This is a genomic window from Paenibacillus tritici (genome assembly GCF_018207515.1).
Classification (GTDB): Bacteria; Bacillota; Bacilli; order Paenibacillales; family Paenibacillaceae; genus Paenibacillus_AQ; species Paenibacillus_AQ tritici.
Genome location: NZ_CP073365.1, coordinates 5,682,113 through 5,697,095, shown reverse-complemented (window position 1 = coordinate 5,697,095; position 14,983 = coordinate 5,682,113). Strand labels below are relative to the sequence as shown.

Here is a 14,983-nt window from a genome sequence, read left to right as displayed (position 1 = left end):
CCATGGAAGCTGTCAAGAACTTGGAGCGACAGTGAAGAATCCTCCAGCGTAAAGGGATCGGCATGGTAGTAAAGAGGATGCAGTGAACTGGGGAGACCCTCCCCCACACGGGACTATTTTTTTTTTTTTTAGGAACCCGTAAAGAGGCGCTCTATAAGTCCAAAAGACGAAATGAACCGTCTGTGGGAAGGGAGTCCGAGGGGTTCGTAGTACCAAGGAACCTAAGGACAACATAACCTTAGGGAGGGAAGGAGCCCTGCTTTGTTTATGCTTTTGGAGGAGGTACGAGTGAGTGAATGCCAAACGGCTAACAACACCCAAGGAAAAAGTTCAAGAACTCCAAGAAAAGCTAGGTCATGCGGCCAAGGAGAACAACAAGCGTAAATTCCATGCCCTGTACGACAAAGTCTACCGGTGGGATGTGCTATGCGAAGCCTGGAAACGGGTGAAAGCGAACAAAGGAGCTGCGGGAGTGGATGCCGTGACGCTCGCAGAAATTGAAGAACAAGGGGAAACAAGTTTCCTCAAGGAATGCGAACGAGAACTGAAGGAAGGCCATTACCACCCGCAGCCCGTACGGCGGCACTACATTCCCAAGAAAGATGGGAAGCCAAGGCCGCTAGGCATCCCCACTGTGCGCGACCGAGTGATGCAGATGGCAACCAAACTCGTGATTGAACCCATCTTTGAAGCAGATTTTAAAGAAGTCTCCTTCGGATTTCGTCCGAAACGAAGTGCGAAAGGAGCGCTGGAGCGAATCCGGAAAGCCTGCAACCGCAAAGGAAATTGGGTAGTCGACGTCGATATCCAAGGCTACTTCGACAATATTAATCAAGAGAAGCTCATGAAACTGGTACAGATGCGTATCAATGACAGGCGGATCTTGAAGCTCATACGGAAGTGGCTTCATGCGGGAGTGATGGAAGAAGGAAATGTATGGCGCTCCGATTTAGGGACACCGCAAGGTGGGGTCATCTCCCCCGCTTTTGGCAAATATCTACCTGAACTATTTTGACCAGTTATGGGAGAAACACGGAAGTAGGCTGGGAGAACTGACAAGGTATGCGGACGACTTCGTCGTGGTCTGTAAAACCAAGAAGGATGCAGAACATGCGTATGAACTCATCCGCAGAATTATGGAACGTCTAGAGCTCACGCTACATCCAACCAAAACCCGCATTGTAGGCCTGTGGACAGGAGAAGAGGGATTCGACTTCTTAGGAATGCACCACCGAAAAACGAAAGCAGAAACTTCTCAAGGGAAGGTGTACTATACCACACAACAGTGGCTAACGAAGAAGGCAGAGGAACGTATCCGCGGCGTGGTCAAAGAAAGATTAGCACCGCCCGGCATGCGCTGGAAATCGTTCGTGGAACACGTGGAATGGCTCAATCCCAAGATTCAAGGATGGAGAAATTATTACTACACGAACTACAGCCAAAAGAGGTTAGCAAAGCTGGATTGGTATATTCTGCAGCGATTAACCCGGTGGTACGCGAAGAAGAGACAACGAGGAAGATGGATGAAATCCCGGTCAGAAGTTAGATATTTGACCATCCAATATGGACTAAAAACGCTATTGTAATCTGCATGCCCATGAATGACAAACATCGGAAAGCCGTATGAGGGAAAACCTCACGTACGGTTTGATGAGGAGGGGCTGAATTTGTTCAGCCCTTTACTCTAGTGAGAAGTTCCATGGAATTTTTCCTAAGATTGGCACACTTTCGTTTTCCATACAGCCTTAATGGCATATCCTACTACGCTTATCCGGCTGAGAATGACACAGACCTATTTAAAGAGGTTGACAAAATTCAATCTGAAAAGTATAATTCAATTAATCGATTGAATAATTGATAATTAGATTAAGGGGGATTTTAGTTATGGGAGCAACATCTTTAACAAATCAGAATTTTGAATCGAACATTAAAGCCGGAGTAACACTAGTGGATTTTTGGGCACCGTGGTGTCCACCTTGTCAAGTGCAACTGCCAATCGTAAACGAGCTGGCTGCTGATTTAGCTGGACAAGCGACAATAGCTAAAGTCAATGTTGATGAAGAAAACGAACTGGCTTCACAATTTGGAGTTAGAAGTATTCCTACACTGCTTTTATTTAAAGATGGTAAATTGGTTGAAACAATGGTGGGAGTCAATCAAAAACAAGCACTTAAAGAAAAAATTCTAGGATTGCTTAATTAACAGAGTCTTCAAAGAGAACGACGGATTGGGATTTTCTGAACCGTCGTTCTTTTTTAACAATTGTATTGCTATTTTATACTTGGACATATTAGTCAGTAATTCGAGTGCAGAGGGTATACCCGAGCATATATGGTAATGCAACAGAGAGGGGGGCGTTTCCAATGGGAATTAGATGTCCTGAATCAGATATTAAAGAACGTCTATATCAGCAATTCGCTCGAATCGGAAAATGTTTATCCAGTGACAAAAGACTTGAAATTATGGATCTCTTATCAAATGGACCAAAATCTGTTGAAAGTCTGGCTACACAAACTGGTATGAGTGTTGCGAATGTATCCCGTCACTTACAAATTTTATTGGAAGCGAAGCTGGTTAGATTTCACAAAAAAGGTACTTTCGTCATCTATAATATTAGTGATCCATCTGTAACTCAATTTTTATCCTCTTTATGGAATGTGTGTGAGGACAGACTCTCCGACATCAAACAGATTAAAGATGATTTAAAAAATCAATATGCAGGTGTTCAAAGTATCACAAAAAACGACCTGCTGGCAAAAATGAAGCAGAATAACATGGTTCTCATAGATCTACGACCCATAGAGGAGTATGAAACATCTCATATCCCAGGTGCCATTTCTGTGCCTTTAGACCAGTTGGAAGAATACCTGAAATTATTAAATAAAGCTGATGTAGAGCTTGCTGCATACTGTCGTGGCCCTTATTGTTCTCTTGCGTCTGAAGCTGTTGATTATATTCAAAAACAGGGCTTCACAGCATACCGAATAGAAGAAGGAGTCCAAGAGTGGAATGCTTAAAATGTATACTTTGATATTAGTTTTTTTGTTAATTTACTGGCTAATTCAACATTTCCGCTTCCTTCGCGGTGTAACCATGTTATCTTTAAAATCAAACCAAAACCAGTTGCCTGATCATATTAAATGGCTTGACATCAGAGATAGTTCCGATTTTGAAAAAGAGCAGGTTCCGGAATCCATCAATATCTACGTAGGCCGATTGCCTTTTGTTTGGGAAAAAGATTTGTCTCCAAAAGATAGCGTTATTATATTGACCGATCATTATTTTAAAGGAAAAAAAGCGGTGCGTATTTTACGAAAACAGGGATTTCATGATTTGTATTTATTAGTCGGTCCAGTTTCTCAATTAATTGAATGGAGTCGGAAAAGCAAATTAGAACAATATTGCATTGAATATCCTTGGAACTGTAACCATTCAGTTCCGAATAAAATACAGTAAGGCGGGAGAATAATGATAAATGTCCAAGAAATAACTTCAGTCAATGAAATAGATACATTTATACAAAATAACCGATTAAGTATGCTATATGTATCTCAAGAGGATTGTAATGTATGTCATGCGATTTATCCTAAACTAAAAAACTTACTCAACAACTATCCGGAAATTAAACTTGCGCACATAGACGCTAGTCAGGTAGAGGCGGTTGCAGGCAAATTATTGATTTTTACAGTTCCCATGATCATCTTATTTTTTGATCAAAAGGAATATCTTCGTGAAGGACGGTTTGTTCAGTTTGAACAATTAGAAGCACAATTAGAACAGTTGTACAATGCTGTATAACTTCTAAAATAGGCTACATGAATTTAAAATCATTTAATGATGGAGTAAAAAATGAAGAATCCCGGATTATTATTGGTGCTGGTTTAAGTGGCCTGCGAGCTGCCAATTTACTCACAGCACAAGGAATTGAATGTAAGATTTTGGAGGCCCGCAATAGAATTGGTGGTAGGATTTTAAGTACCACGAGTCCCGACAAACCTGAATTGGGTCAATTTGATCTTGGACCCACTTGGTTCTGGCCGCGATATGAGCATACGATATCTAGTCTCGTTCAAGAGCTACACCTCAAAACCTTCGATCAGCACACCGAGGGGGCTATGTTATTTGAGCGGTATGAGAACCAGGCGCCTGAACGCCATACCCTTCCAGATAACTCCATGGAGAGATCTCTTTGATTTGGAAACACGTGTGAAAACAATAAAATTAAACGATCAAAACTCCATTACGATAACCACAGAACTTGCAGATGGACAAACAAAAGAGTTTATCGCTCGTGCTATTATTTTAGCACTACCACCTCGAATTATTGCAGAGCAGATTACTTTTATTCCTTCATTCTCTCCTGAAACGAACGTAAGTCTTATTAACAAACCAACCTGAATGGCTGAACAAGCCAAGGCTATAGCTGTCTATGATGAACCTTTTTGGAGAAAAGATGGACTTTCGGGTTTCGCATCGAGTGGGGTAGGGCCGTTGCAGGAAATTCATGACGCATCTCCCAACACAGGTTCGGGTGCATTATTTGGTTTCTTTAGAATGCCTCCGGACGTCCGCCAACAGTTAGGGGAAAAAGAGGTTTTAGAACAAGTGAAGGAACAGTTGATTAGGCTTTTCGGCCCGTCAGCCATAAACGTAAGGGCTATAATTTATAAAGATTGGTCTGCGGATGTCAATACGGCTATATCCGAAGATCGTCCACTTCAAAATTTCCCGCAATACGACCTATACCTATATCAGGGGAATGGAAAAATAAAGTTACTTTTGCTGGAACAGAAACAAGTTCAGAATTTGGTGGACATCTTGAAGGTGCACTTCAGACTGCTGAACTTGCAGTCTCAAAAATCATTAGTCAGATATGATTCATCTACAATGAAATCAATAAAACCAAATATACAATTAATGAATTGAATATTAGATTAATTTAAACTATACTAATGAAGTACTATCATTTTAAAACTATGGAGGTTTATTCATGAAGAAAATGAAAGCCATGCAAATTCCGGCTGCAGGAGAAAAAATGCAGTTAGTTGAGGTGCCGGTTCCGCAGCCGGCAGAAGGACAAGTATTGCTCCGTGTTGAAGCTTGTGGCGTTTGTAACGGAGATTCAATGGCCATGGGCGGTGCTGCGTCAGCATATCCTCGTATTCCTGGACATGAAGTAATAGGAATCGTTGATGAGCTTGGAGCAGGCTCATCAAAGTGGAAAATCGGAGACCGTGTTGGCATTGGATGGAATGGGGGACATAGCCATGTAACCGGATTAACAATGGACGGTGGATATGCGGAGTACATGGTTGCTTATGAAGACAGCTTGTCCAGTATTCCAAATGAAATCTCGGTGATGGAAGCTGCCCCACTAATGTGTGCTGGCGAAACAACCTTTAGTGCCATCAAAAATAGTAAAGCTCGTCCTGGTGATCTGGTGGCGATTCAAGGGATTGGTGGACTGGGACATCTTGCCGTTCAGTTTGCAAGCAAAGCTGGATTTCGCACCGTGGCTATTTCACGAGGAAATGATAAAGAAGCTCTCGCACGTGAACTTGGAGCCCATCACTATATTGATTCGGCCAAAGAAGATCCGGCTGAGGCATTACAAGCATTAGGCGGTGCTAAAGTCATCTTGGCAACTGCACCTAATGCGAAGGCGATTTCCTCTCTGATCAACGGGTTGGGTCAAGACAGCGAGCTAATCATTGTGGCAGGTTCCACTGATCCACTAGAATTGTCAGCGATGGACTTTTTGAAAGGGCCTAACACTGTCAAAGGTACGTTTACAGGCGGAGCGAAAGAAATACAAGCGACGATTAATTTTAGTATCCTGACTGATACTCGCCCCATGATTGAGACCTTCCCATTAGATCGTGCTAGCGAAGCATACGATAAAATGATGTCAGCATCGACTCGATTCCGTGCCGTCCTGAATATTTCTGAGTGAAGATAATCCCTGAAAATTGTCAAAAAGCATTATCGTCCATAAGAATGACTTGTGGACGATTTTTTATGTTATGAAATTCAACAGAAGTAAGTGTAGTCGAATTTGTAGAAGATGACTCGAAATGAGTTTGGTATGATTTTTATAGCCAATCGACTAACATGACCCAAATGAATAAGTTACTTCAAAAAAATTCAATTGAACAAAAGTGAATAATCCAACATGTCCATTGGTTCCTGGAGCAGACTATCCCAAGTTAGTTCCCGTATCCCGATATTGTCGTCAGTAGAAAATAAAGTGCTAGAGTGTCGAGGGCATTAAACGAGCCAGTTTAGTTTAAGATCATCCGCGGTGAACCGTATCATCGGTAGTGGTAAAACAAAGAATCGAGTTTAAGATTGAGGAAGCGATGCTAGACCTGAAGATAGGAGCTTTAAGTAAACACACAAGACATGTGGAATGCTGTGTGTTGCTGGTGAGAAAGTAACATATTGAAGCCACATTTACCTTAAAAATTCGTAAAACTCAAGCTCAACATTGCTTGAGTTTATTTTCAATTGACGAGAATGCCTTTCTCTTTTCCGCTGTCATTAATGCCATCGCTTTTGCGGGAATTTTAAAATGGATCCCAGCCATGCCAGTAGAAGAGAAACAATCCTATGGGAACCAGCTGAAAGTTCTGGTAAAACCTCAATTATGGCTTAATAATGCTGCAGCTAGTTTCATTCTTGCTGCACTGTACGCTGTATATTCCACGGCTCTTAACCAATGCGGGTTATACAGATGTAGATTTAGATGTCGTTATTCAGCATAGCGATCTTCATGGAATTGAAGGATTTACTCGGCAATTGGATATTAACCGTTTTGAGGTTTTTTTAAAAAATAGTGTTATCAATGCAGAAGAATACGATCAGTTAAAACAAGCTTCTGAGAAAATTAATAATTCCTCTGAAGCGTATTCGATGATGACCTTTGTTATGGCATGTGGCCAAAAAACCAAGTGCGATTGAGCTAACGGGAACTTTAGTTGAATGACAACAGCGGCAGTCTAAGACTTATTTATCAAGTCTTGTTCTGCTGCTGTTACTTTTAATGAGTCAGTCTAATACTTATTTATTAAAAGTTGACGATTATCAAACTCTGAAGCCGTGTTAAATTAACAAATACAGTCTAACACTTTAATTTCTTTTAACAATTATTTCAATAAAATCATGACTGATAACTTCGATGTGCAGAAGAATTTGCTCATTTGGAAATAATTGCCACTATGATCTACAAGCTGACCAAGTACGCTTCGATCAGTGAGCTTGAGGCGGCGGGACTCGGTCCGAATTATGCGCAACGTGATCATGCTCTGTTTTATCAGAATTCTGCCGGTGAGCCATGGACCGCATCGTATATCCAGGCCAAGGGTGATCCGCTCGTTGACCTATATGAAGACATCGCCGCCGAGGGCTACATACCAGTGGCTGATTGACATGACGGATGATGTGGATCTGCAGGACAGCCTCAAGTTCCTGCGGGAGCAGGAGATTGTGCATGCTTTGCGGTTTAAGGAATCGGTGCAGATTATTATTGATGACAAAAATCAAAAGAAGATATTTTGATAAGTGTAAGGGATGGTAACGAACTGAGCAGATAACATTAACAGGGCTTGGACATTGGTTAGAAAGGTAAGAAGCCATATTGCATAAACGCGATGTGGCTTCTATTTGTCAGAAATGGCTGAGGGCAATCCATTACGATTCTTAATACTAGCGTTCGCTGCTTCCCAAAGTTCAGGCGAGATTATATTATCCTCGTAAATCACTTCGTCTTTACCAATCACACGCCGCCAGTGTCTTTTTCCACCTTGTATGGGATAACTTTTGTTCTTCCCACCCTCGAAAACAACTTCAATCTCTGGTTCATGTGGCATTATTTCATTCCTCCAATTGTGGAACAATAGATTACAGTGCAATTATAATGATACTGAGATATTATTGTCCAGAAAATAAAGTGTTAGACTGAGAAAACAAAGTATTAGACTAGCGCGGACGCTTCATTAAGCTAACGGGCAGGTTAGTTCCAATGATTAATTCACATAAAGCAACCGATGAAATTGGCTAAATAGATTATTAAACTTCAATATGGTATTATTATTCTCGAGTTTTTGAGATCGAGCAATCTTGTTATGTTGGAGGGAAACATGGATATCATTGAATTTCAACAATGGGTTAAGGAATATTACAAGAATCGTAACTGGTCAGACTTAGATATATTTGTCCGTATTGGATTTCTTGCTGAGGAAACTGGGGAAGTAGCTCGTGCAATTCGTGCATTAGAGATTGGTAGGGATCGTCCAGATGAGGTTGCAGGCACATTTCAAGAGAATAAATCTGAATTAACAGAAGAACTTGGAGATGTTTTAGGAAATCTCATTGTGATCGCCAATAAATATGATATATCGCTTGAAGATATCCTGATATCGCATAAACAAAAGCTTCAGGCACGTTATTCAGAAAATTAAAATAAATGGGAGATGGGTTATGAAATCAATAGCTGTATTTTGTGGTTCTAGTGAAGGAGCTTCTTCAATTTATAAAGAAAATGCACTTAAATTAGGACAAGAGCTTGCCAAACAACAAATCACTCTAATTTACGGTGGAGCTAATGTCGGACTTATGGGTATTGTTGCTGGATGCTGTGCTGGAGCATGGAGGTTCTGTTATTGGAGTACTCCCTCAATTTCTCCAAAACCGTGAGATAGCGCATACGGGCTTAACAGAGCTTATAATGGTGGATTCGATGCATGAGCGTAAAGCAAAGATGGCGGAATTGGCAGATGGGTTTATTGCTCTTCCTGGTGGACCTGGAACATTAGAAGAGTATTTTGAAATCTTTACATGGGGTCAGTTAGGATTGCATCAAAAGCCATGTGGATTGCTGAACATCAATCAATATTTTGATCCACTTGTATCCATGTTTGATACTATGGAACGCGACCAATCGAAGTATCGTGCTATGGTCATTACAGATAATACTCCAGAAGGGATTCTGAAGCAGTTCTCGATTTATAAGGCTCCTTCAGTCAAAACGTATCTCACCGAACAGCGCACTTAATTTTTGAACTTCATTTACCTGAAATTATATTGTAATAGCCCATTTGAGCAGAGGCAGCCAAACTACGGCTGCTTTTTCATTGCGCTAACGGGAAAATATAGTTGAATGATATACATTGATGAGTAGGCGCTACGGAAGCCCGTTTTTTCATTGAGCTAACGGGCAGATTAGTTTAAGATCATACGCGGGGAACCGTATCATAAGTAGGGGCAATTTTTTTCATGCTACAGTATGATGATGTACCTCAAAGGGAGATTTTGCCGATTTACAGCAAAAAGCCCCTTCCGCCGTTTTAGCAGAAGGGGTCAGTTCAAAAAAATGCTGTTGTACTTGCGAGTTGAACTCCCTGACAATATACCAACACTTTCCGTTACTTCAAGAAAGCATTTTGCTCAATGCAGTCGCTGTTCTCGAACATATGTCGAAGGGAGGCATGCTGGTTTAGCTATTGATGCAAACCTTTTGCCTGGGAGGGAAATCCATAGGTACGTGCGGAAAAGGCAATGATCCCTCCAAGCAACAGGAGAGCGACGACTGTCCAAGGGAAAGCTGTTATACTCGCATGAGTTAACAACAGTCCTCCCGCGAAACCGCCTGCCCCGATCGCCAGGTTCCATGCGGTAACCAGCATAGATTGGGCGACATCCGCATGATGATTTGCGGCTTCGGCCATTGCCGTTTGCAATAGTGTAGCGGCACCTCCAAACGTAAGGCCCCATAAGGCAACACAGATATAGACAACAGCTGCTTCCTGACTGGCGAATGCCAGTACCAGTGCTGCTACTGCAAAACCGAGTATGCTTGTCAGCATCAGTGTACGTGACCAGCGGTCGATAAGTGCGGCGATAACGACAATACCGGCCACGGAGCTCAGTCCAAACACTAACATAACCATGTCGATCCGGGTGACGGTACTTGCATTCTCCAAGTAAGGCGCAATATACGTGTACAAAATGTTATGAGCCAATACCCAGATAAATGTGACACTTAGAATCGGAAGAATTCCTCTTATGCGAAGTACACGAATCAAAGGCTCCTTTAGCTGTCGGGTCTGCCCTGGATAGTCTGGCTGTTTGAACATGACCCAAATGATGAGCAGGCAGGTGACCAATGATAGTGCGCCAAAAACATATCTCCAACTCATAAGTACCCCGGCCCATGTTCCAATCGGGACTCCCAGAGCCAGGGCAAGTGGAGTGCCCGACATGGCAATCGCCATAGCCCGACCCTTCAGCGGGTCCGGAACCATACGCCGGGCGTAGCCGGCAATCATGCCCCATAGTACACCCGCAGAGACTCCCGCCAGGAAGCGGGCAACAAGCGTAACTGCATATACGCTGGATACAGCTGTAGTTGTGTTAAATAGAAGAAAACCGATAATACAGACAAGCAATAAAGATTTTCGGTTCCAGTGCTGTGTTGCCGCGGTTAGCGGTATAGCAGCGAGCAAGGAACCCAGCGCATACAGGGTAACCCATTGTCCGGTCATGGATGCGGTAATCCCCATGCTTTGACTAATCTGGGGAAGCAGCCCCGCGGGAATTGTTTCGGTGAGTACACAGATAAAACCTGTTAAAGCTAGCGCGAGCAGGCCGCCCCAGGGCATGTTAACCGAGGAGGTGCGTTTATCTGCAGCCGTTTGTGAAGATTGAGCAACATGATTGGAACTCAATAGAAAAACTCCTTTCTTTCTGTTGAAATCGCTATGAAGGCGTAACAGGATTGCTTTTTATATTAATTCATGTTCCAATATAACTGAAATATCAATAATTCATGAGAGACATAACCTTATGGTTATGACGGTGAGAGGATAGCTGCACAATGAATATGAGCCAGTTGGAAGTGTTCGTTAAGGTTGCGGAGACAATGAATATTACCGAAGCCGCCAAAATGCTGTACATCTCACAGCCTGCGGTAAGCAAAGCCCTCAAAAATCTGGAGAATACACTTAATGTGCGCCTCTTCATACGGGATAAACAAAACGGACTTGTATTAACAGCGGTCGGTGGGGAATTGCTGCAGCTTGGCAAGCAAATGATTGCGTTAGATAATAAAATGATGCAGGTCGCGTGTATGGAAAACGATCTGCTACGTGGAACGCTGAAGGTAGGCTCTTTTCCTGCGGCAACCATTAATCTGTTGACCGATGTAATCTACACTTTTCACCAAAAATATCCTGAGGTGACGATTGAATTGGTAGAAGGAACTCCATTTCAAATCAAAGAGTGGGTTGAAAACCGCACTGTAGAAATCGGCCTGGTCACATCTCCCTTTGGAGCGTTGGAATCCAGGGTACTCATTTACGATCACATGACGGCGATTCTTCCCGACACGCATCCTCTCCATACAGCCTCGACCGTTTCATTACGCGAGCATCAGGGAGATCTGATTTTTTGCAAAGGTGGCACTGAGGCATCGTTAATGCAACTGCTGGAACAGCATGACATTCATATACGGGAAAGTTTGACGGTGCAAACTGCCGATTCTTTGATTCATATGGTGGAGAAAAATCTGGGCATCGGTGTTATCTCGAATTTTACGCTGGATTCTACCAGGCACAATCTGCTTGTCAAAGATATCGAACCTGCAATACAGCGGCAGCACGGAATAGTGGCGCATTCATTCGAGCAGTTATCTCCTGCTGCCAGAGAGTTTGTGCGAACATTGACGGAGATGAATCCATTCAATGACTAAACTTATCCATTCAATCTTCAGCATCAATCCATCTATGTACAATTGAAAGAAGGCATATCTCGATTTATGACGCATACCATTAGGCGAATGTGGTCATAAGGGAGGTAAATAGCTTGTCCATGAGCGAACCGCTATTAAACCAAATTGTGAATCAGCATCTTCCGATTGGCGCAACGGACGTAACCATCGAAAAACCAGTCAAACATCCGGCTATCTATGCTTCCGATCTTACCGGAGACGGTATGCAGGAGATTGCTGCATTATATCAGCTGTGCGGAGAGTTAAAGCTGCTTGTACTGAGATTTGTTCAGGGAAAATGGATCAAAATGATCCAGGCTAGGAGGAAATACTGTGGATGATAATTTTAGAGAGGTTTACAGGCAACTACAGACAAGTCAGGACAAGTATATTTAGTTTATTTTGGCCACTTCTTTAGCTTCAATAGCTTTCGCTATCAAGCAGTCGCAAGTTTTGCCTCTTGAGATGAGTCAGAGACCATTAACTCTAAGTGTGGTCTTTTGGGGGATTAGTTTTTTTCTGGTTGTCAAAATCGGTAATATATTTATTCAACATTGTACGCTAAAAGTGAGCTGCTTCGAGTTCAGTCAGGGGAATTGCCACACCTGGAGTATGGAAATCATTCACATTACATACTCGCTGCGGAGGGGCTTGCTTTCAATTAACTGGCACATGGTGTCTGATTTTCTACATCAGACACCCTACAGTGTTCACGTACGATTACACCGCTATTATCCAGTATTTACTATGTCTTATTTCGTAAGTTCTTGGTATAGGATAAGTTTCTCTTCGGCGAGAGAAATCATGTAATCAATTTCTCGTCGCCTGAATTCCAGTCCCATCAGATGCTTCTCAAGGATTTCAATCCGCTTTTTTAAGGTAGGATTATAATTAGAAGGATTCTCCCCTTGTTGAATTTTATCCATTACACAGCCCTCACGAGTAAATTCCGTAATCTCCTCAAGCGATAAGCCCAATTTTTTTAGTTTATTTAGACATTGAATATAGGAACCTCGCTTTCTTTGTAGACACGTGCCCCTCCATTACTACGCTTGGGTTCATGTAGTACCCCGATTTTTTCAAAATAACGAATCGTATAAGGAGTTAATCCCGTTTTTTCTGACACTTGACTTAACGTAAGCATCCGATCGCCAGATGGGCCAAGAGCCTGGCATTCAGTCGATTTCCTGGAAGGCTCAACACCGGCTGCATCGGAAATACTCGACGATGCTATCCAAGGGTAACCCAGTGGAAAAGTGATTGTAGCTGTGGCACGGGAGTTAAGTGGATTCGTTTGGTCGATTGCTCGAGAAATCGAAGAAACCAGAAGACAAGGATGAGACATAGGTCAAACGTTTCGAAAGCTAACCATCTACCAGTTTAGAAATACCAAGCCCCGATAGAGAAGAAGGATTGAAAAGCAGAGTTAGAAGGCAAAGAGAAAAGCCGCAAGAGAGAATCCACGTAATCGCTATGTGCCTAACCTTAAAGGTGAAGATGCACGCCAACAGTTCGTGGTGCACTCTCTGCAGACGGAGGGAAAACATGCGGTATCCCCAATCCGCGAATATCAGACTGCTCACCGTCGATACCTTTTGCCTTCTAGTTCAGCTTGTTCAAACCCCTTCTTGTTATAAGGGGGATTTAATAAACGAGAGAGTTACAATTGCGTGTGACAGTCTTGTTCATATCAGCGATTGGAACAACGGTCCATTCGCGGAGCGTCCACCCAAGTGCTTAAGTTGATCCTGCTCAAAAACAAAGGGCTACCCCAAGCAGCCATTTCATGGCTTTTGGGACAGCTCCGTCCGTTTCTACTTGTTACATCTTTTTCTCAAATCAATTCGTACGGTGAAATGTGATAGCGGATGCTGCAAAGATCGCCTGCTTCAACTTTTTGTACCCATTTAGGCTCACGGATCAATTATCTTCCGATTCCCACCAAAGCAGAACCAGTCTCTATAACTGCTTCCGCATCTTCTGGTCGCTCTACCGAGCCTACGACAATCGGCGGCTTGATGTTATCCAAGACTTTGACAAACTTAGCCAGGATCGGTTCTTTATCTTCACGTTGATTTAAGGAGGTGCGTTTATAACTTCCCATCGACAAATGAATGTAGTCAATCGGAGTCCCTGTTAAAGCTTGAGCAAAAGCTAAAGAATCGTCGAGTCGTAATCCAGGGATTTCCAATTCTTCGGGAGACAGACGATACCCTAAAGTAAACGGTTTGTCTGCATTGGCCTTGATGACGGAGGCAACTTCTTGAATCACCCTTAGAGGGAACCGCATACGATTGTCGAAGCTGCCTCCCCATTGATCGCCTCGCTGATTGGAATTCTCAGAGAAGAATTGTTGAAGGAGATACGTATTGGCCCCATGCAGCTCTACTCCGTCAAATCCGGCTTGAATTGCTCTTAGCGTGGCTCTGCCAAAGTCTTGAATTATACTTTCAATTTCCTCGTTTGTTAATTCGCGTGGTGTCTCTGAATCCTGGGGGTACACCGCGGCAATAGCATTCGCACTTGTTGGCTGAACGCCTCTTAAGATTTTGGAATTCGTCTTGCGGCCTGCATGAAAGATTTGGATTACGGCTTTGGTACCTTCTTGCTGGATGGCACTCTCGATTTTGGAAAGTCCCCGGATCGTGAAGTCATTAGCAATAGAAAGCTCGTCTTCAAATCCTTTTCCTCCTTCTGTTACGTACGCAACGCTCTTCTTGATAGTATCTACCTTAAAAGTGCATACTTTTTTTATATTATACATCAACGATATAATAAATTACGAAAACTATCATGGGAGTGAGTGGAGGAACGAGAGACCGTAAATGTCGAACCGTTTGCTTATGCAATGTCGTTAGTTGGCGGCAAATGGAAAATGCATATATTATTTTGGTTGTGGAAAAGAGAAATTTTGCGATACGGTGAATTAAAAAGAGAACTAGGCAAGGTCACGCATAAAATGTTAAGCAATCAATTAAAAGAATTAGAAGCCCATGATCTCATTGTTCGTAAAGAGTATCCACAGGTGCCGCCCAAGGTCGAATATTCTCTGTCGCCTAAAGGCTTAACATTGATGCCTGTGCTGGAGACACTGTGTTCATGGGGCAAAGAGCATATTACAAACGATGAACGTGCTGTTGTAATACTTTCAAGATCATAGCACGTGATGTTTCAACGAAATGTGTATGGTAATAGTTATATGGAGAAAGTGAAGTTAAA

At 42.6% G+C, this 14,983-nt stretch carries 20 protein-coding genes and 2 pseudogenes; 17 read left to right on the top strand and 5 right to left on the bottom strand.

Annotated elements, in window-relative coordinates:
• Positions 1 to 292: 292 nt before the first annotated feature.
• The 12 genes and pseudogenes from KDC22_RS24400 to KDC22_RS24355 all read left to right on the top strand — a co-directional run.
• Complete coding sequence (locus KDC22_RS24400; protein ID WP_211720670.1) at positions 293 to 1,015, top strand: reverse transcriptase domain-containing protein; 723 nt, start codon at positions 293 to 295, stop codon at positions 1,013 to 1,015.
• Complete coding sequence (locus tag KDC22_RS24395; protein WP_211720669.1) at positions 987 to 1,586, top strand: reverse transcriptase domain-containing protein; 600 nt, start codon at positions 987 to 989, stop codon at positions 1,584 to 1,586. Before KDC22_RS24400 ends, KDC22_RS24395 begins: the two co-directional genes overlap by 29 nt.
• 298 nt (positions 1,587 to 1,884) lie before the next feature.
• Complete coding sequence (gene trxA / locus KDC22_RS24390) at positions 1,885 to 2,202, top strand: thioredoxin (protein WP_211720668.1); 318 nt, start codon at positions 1,885 to 1,887, stop codon at positions 2,200 to 2,202.
• Between the two features lie 161 nt (positions 2,203 to 2,363).
• The gene (locus KDC22_RS24385; RefSeq protein WP_211720667.1) at positions 2,364 to 3,017 is read left to right on the top strand and encodes an ArsR/SmtB family transcription factor; all 654 of its coding nucleotides are present in this window, start codon (positions 2,364 to 2,366) and stop codon (positions 3,015 to 3,017) included.
• Positions 3,010 to 3,456, top strand: a complete 447-nt coding sequence (locus KDC22_RS24380) for a rhodanese-like domain-containing protein (protein ID WP_211720666.1) — start codon at positions 3,010 to 3,012, stop codon at positions 3,454 to 3,456. The genes KDC22_RS24385 and KDC22_RS24380 overlap by 8 nt, the downstream gene beginning before the upstream one ends.
• 12 nt (positions 3,457 to 3,468) lie before the next feature.
• The gene (locus tag KDC22_RS24375) at positions 3,469 to 3,798 is read left to right on the top strand and encodes a thioredoxin family protein (protein WP_211720665.1); all 330 of its coding nucleotides are present in this window, start codon (positions 3,469 to 3,471) and stop codon (positions 3,796 to 3,798) included.
• A 17-nt stretch (positions 3,799 to 3,815) separates the two neighbouring features.
• On the top strand, positions 3,816 to 4,193 hold the full coding sequence (locus tag KDC22_RS33905) for an NAD(P)-binding protein (protein WP_343221790.1): 378 nt from the start codon (positions 3,816 to 3,818) through the stop codon (positions 4,191 to 4,193).
• 1 nt (position 4,194) lies between these two features.
• On the top strand, positions 4,195 to 4,398 hold the full coding sequence (locus KDC22_RS33900; RefSeq protein WP_343221789.1) for a hypothetical protein: 204 nt from the start codon (positions 4,195 to 4,197) through the stop codon (positions 4,396 to 4,398).
• On the top strand, positions 4,399 to 4,926 hold the full coding sequence (locus tag KDC22_RS33895) for an FAD-dependent oxidoreductase (protein WP_343221788.1): 528 nt from the start codon (positions 4,399 to 4,401) through the stop codon (positions 4,924 to 4,926).
• A 64-nt stretch (positions 4,927 to 4,990) separates the two neighbouring features.
• Positions 4,991 to 5,953 (top strand): zinc-binding dehydrogenase, encoded by a 963-nt coding sequence (locus tag KDC22_RS24365; protein WP_211720664.1) that lies wholly within the window; start codon positions 4,991 to 4,993, stop codon positions 5,951 to 5,953.
• Between the two features lie 704 nt (positions 5,954 to 6,657).
• Positions 6,658 to 6,960 carry a hypothetical protein gene (locus tag KDC22_RS24360; protein ID WP_211720663.1) on the top strand — a complete coding sequence of 101 codons (303 nt, stop codon included), beginning with the start codon at positions 6,658 to 6,660 and terminating at the stop codon, positions 6,958 to 6,960.
• A 224-nt stretch (positions 6,961 to 7,184) separates the two neighbouring features.
• Positions 7,185 to 7,557, top strand: a pseudogene (locus tag KDC22_RS24355) (manganese catalase family protein); the annotation flags it as partial.
• Positions 7,558 to 7,658: 101 nt separating this feature from the next.
• Here the strand turns inward: KDC22_RS24355 and KDC22_RS24350 are convergent.
• Positions 7,659 to 7,868, bottom strand: a complete 210-nt coding sequence (locus KDC22_RS24350; RefSeq protein WP_211720662.1) for a hypothetical protein — start codon at positions 7,866 to 7,868, stop codon at positions 7,659 to 7,661.
• 270 nt (positions 7,869 to 8,138) lie between these two features.
• Here KDC22_RS24350 and KDC22_RS24345 point away from each other — a divergent pair, with 270 nt between their 5' ends.
• Together KDC22_RS24345 and KDC22_RS24340 are read left to right on the top strand one after the other, a co-directional pair.
• On the top strand, positions 8,139 to 8,459 hold the full coding sequence (locus KDC22_RS24345; RefSeq protein ID WP_211720661.1) for a MazG nucleotide pyrophosphohydrolase domain-containing protein: 321 nt from the start codon (positions 8,139 to 8,141) through the stop codon (positions 8,457 to 8,459).
• A gap of 19 nt (positions 8,460 to 8,478) precedes the next feature.
• Positions 8,479 to 9,052 (top strand): annotated as a pseudogene (locus KDC22_RS24340) (LOG family protein).
• 445 nt (positions 9,053 to 9,497) lie between these two features.
• On the opposite strand, the gene KDC22_RS24335 reads toward KDC22_RS24340, so the two are convergent.
• Positions 9,498 to 10,658, bottom strand: a complete 1,161-nt coding sequence (locus KDC22_RS24335; protein WP_211724176.1) for an MFS transporter — start codon at positions 10,656 to 10,658, stop codon at positions 9,498 to 9,500.
• A 215-nt stretch (positions 10,659 to 10,873) separates the two neighbouring features.
• Between KDC22_RS24335 and KDC22_RS24330 the strand changes: the two genes are divergently transcribed.
• Both KDC22_RS24330 and KDC22_RS24325 read left to right on the top strand, forming a co-directional pair.
• The gene (locus KDC22_RS24330; protein ID WP_246552955.1) at positions 10,874 to 11,746 is read left to right on the top strand and encodes a LysR family transcriptional regulator; all 873 of its coding nucleotides are present in this window, start codon (positions 10,874 to 10,876) and stop codon (positions 11,744 to 11,746) included.
• A gap of 113 nt (positions 11,747 to 11,859) precedes the next feature.
• On the top strand, positions 11,860 to 12,105 hold the full coding sequence (locus KDC22_RS24325; protein WP_211720660.1) for a hypothetical protein: 246 nt from the start codon (positions 11,860 to 11,862) through the stop codon (positions 12,103 to 12,105).
• A 411-nt stretch (positions 12,106 to 12,516) separates the two neighbouring features.
• Here KDC22_RS24325 and KDC22_RS33595 read toward each other — a convergent pair whose 3' ends face one another.
• From KDC22_RS33595 to KDC22_RS24315, 3 genes are all read right to left on the bottom strand, one after another.
• Entirely contained in the window at positions 12,517 to 12,690 is a 174-nt protein-coding gene (locus KDC22_RS33595) for a hypothetical protein (RefSeq protein ID WP_246552954.1), read from the bottom strand.
• Positions 12,691 to 12,755: 65 nt separating this feature from the next.
• A complete protein-coding gene (locus tag KDC22_RS33590; RefSeq protein WP_246552952.1) occupies positions 12,756 to 12,908 on the bottom strand; it encodes a MerR family DNA-binding transcriptional regulator in 153 nt (50 codons plus the stop codon).
• A 780-nt stretch (positions 12,909 to 13,688) separates the two neighbouring features.
• Positions 13,689 to 14,528 carry an oxidoreductase gene (locus KDC22_RS24315; protein WP_211720659.1) on the bottom strand — a complete coding sequence of 280 codons (840 nt, stop codon included), beginning with the start codon at positions 14,526 to 14,528 and terminating at the stop codon, positions 13,689 to 13,691.
• An 84-nt stretch (positions 14,529 to 14,612) separates the two neighbouring features.
• Here KDC22_RS24315 and KDC22_RS24310 point away from each other — a divergent pair, with 84 nt between their 5' ends.
• Entirely contained in the window at positions 14,613 to 14,924 is a 312-nt protein-coding gene (locus KDC22_RS24310; RefSeq protein WP_211724174.1) for a winged helix-turn-helix transcriptional regulator, read from the top strand.
• Positions 14,925 to 14,983: the final 59 nt, after the last annotated feature.

Coding starts and splice junctions, on each gene's coding strand:
- trxA (WP_211720668.1), top strand. CDS start 1,885: ATGGGAGCAACATCTTTAACAAATCAGAATTTTGAATCGAACATTAAA.
- KDC22_RS24385 (WP_211720667.1), top strand. CDS start 2,364: ATGGGAATTAGATGTCCTGAATCAGATATTAAAGAACGTCTATATCAG.
- KDC22_RS24380 (WP_211720666.1), top strand. CDS start 3,010: ATGCTTAAAATGTATACTTTGATATTAGTTTTTTTGTTAATTTACTGG.
- KDC22_RS24375 (WP_211720665.1), top strand. CDS start 3,469: ATGATAAATGTCCAAGAAATAACTTCAGTCAATGAAATAGATACATTT.
- KDC22_RS33905 (WP_343221790.1), top strand. CDS start 3,816: ATGAATTTAAAATCATTTAATGATGGAGTAAAAAATGAAGAATCCCGG.
- KDC22_RS33895 (WP_343221788.1), top strand. CDS start 4,399: ATGGCTGAACAAGCCAAGGCTATAGCTGTCTATGATGAACCTTTTTGG.
- KDC22_RS24365 (WP_211720664.1), top strand. CDS start 4,991: ATGAAGAAAATGAAAGCCATGCAAATTCCGGCTGCAGGAGAAAAAATG.
- KDC22_RS24360 (WP_211720663.1), top strand. CDS start 6,658: ATGCTGCAGCTAGTTTCATTCTTGCTGCACTGTACGCTGTATATTCCA.
- KDC22_RS24350 (WP_211720662.1), bottom strand. CDS start 7,868: ATGCCACATGAACCAGAGATTGAAGTTGTTTTCGAGGGTGGGAAGAAC.
- KDC22_RS24345 (WP_211720661.1), top strand. CDS start 8,139: ATGGATATCATTGAATTTCAACAATGGGTTAAGGAATATTACAAGAAT.
- KDC22_RS24335 (WP_211724176.1), bottom strand. CDS start 10,658: ATGCCCTGGGGCGGCCTGCTCGCGCTAGCTTTAACAGGTTTTATCTGT.
- KDC22_RS24330 (WP_246552955.1), top strand. CDS start 10,874: ATGAATATGAGCCAGTTGGAAGTGTTCGTTAAGGTTGCGGAGACAATG.
- KDC22_RS33595 (WP_246552954.1), bottom strand. CDS start 12,690: ATGGATAAAATTCAACAAGGGGAGAATCCTTCTAATTATAATCCTACC.
- KDC22_RS33590 (WP_246552952.1), bottom strand. CDS start 12,908: ATGCTTACGTTAAGTCAAGTGTCAGAAAAAACGGGATTAACTCCTTAT.
- KDC22_RS24315 (WP_211720659.1), bottom strand. CDS start 14,528: ATGTATAATATAAAAAAAGTATGCACTTTTAAGGTAGATACTATCAAG.
- KDC22_RS24310 (WP_211724174.1), top strand. CDS start 14,613: ATGTCGTTAGTTGGCGGCAAATGGAAAATGCATATATTATTTTGGTTG.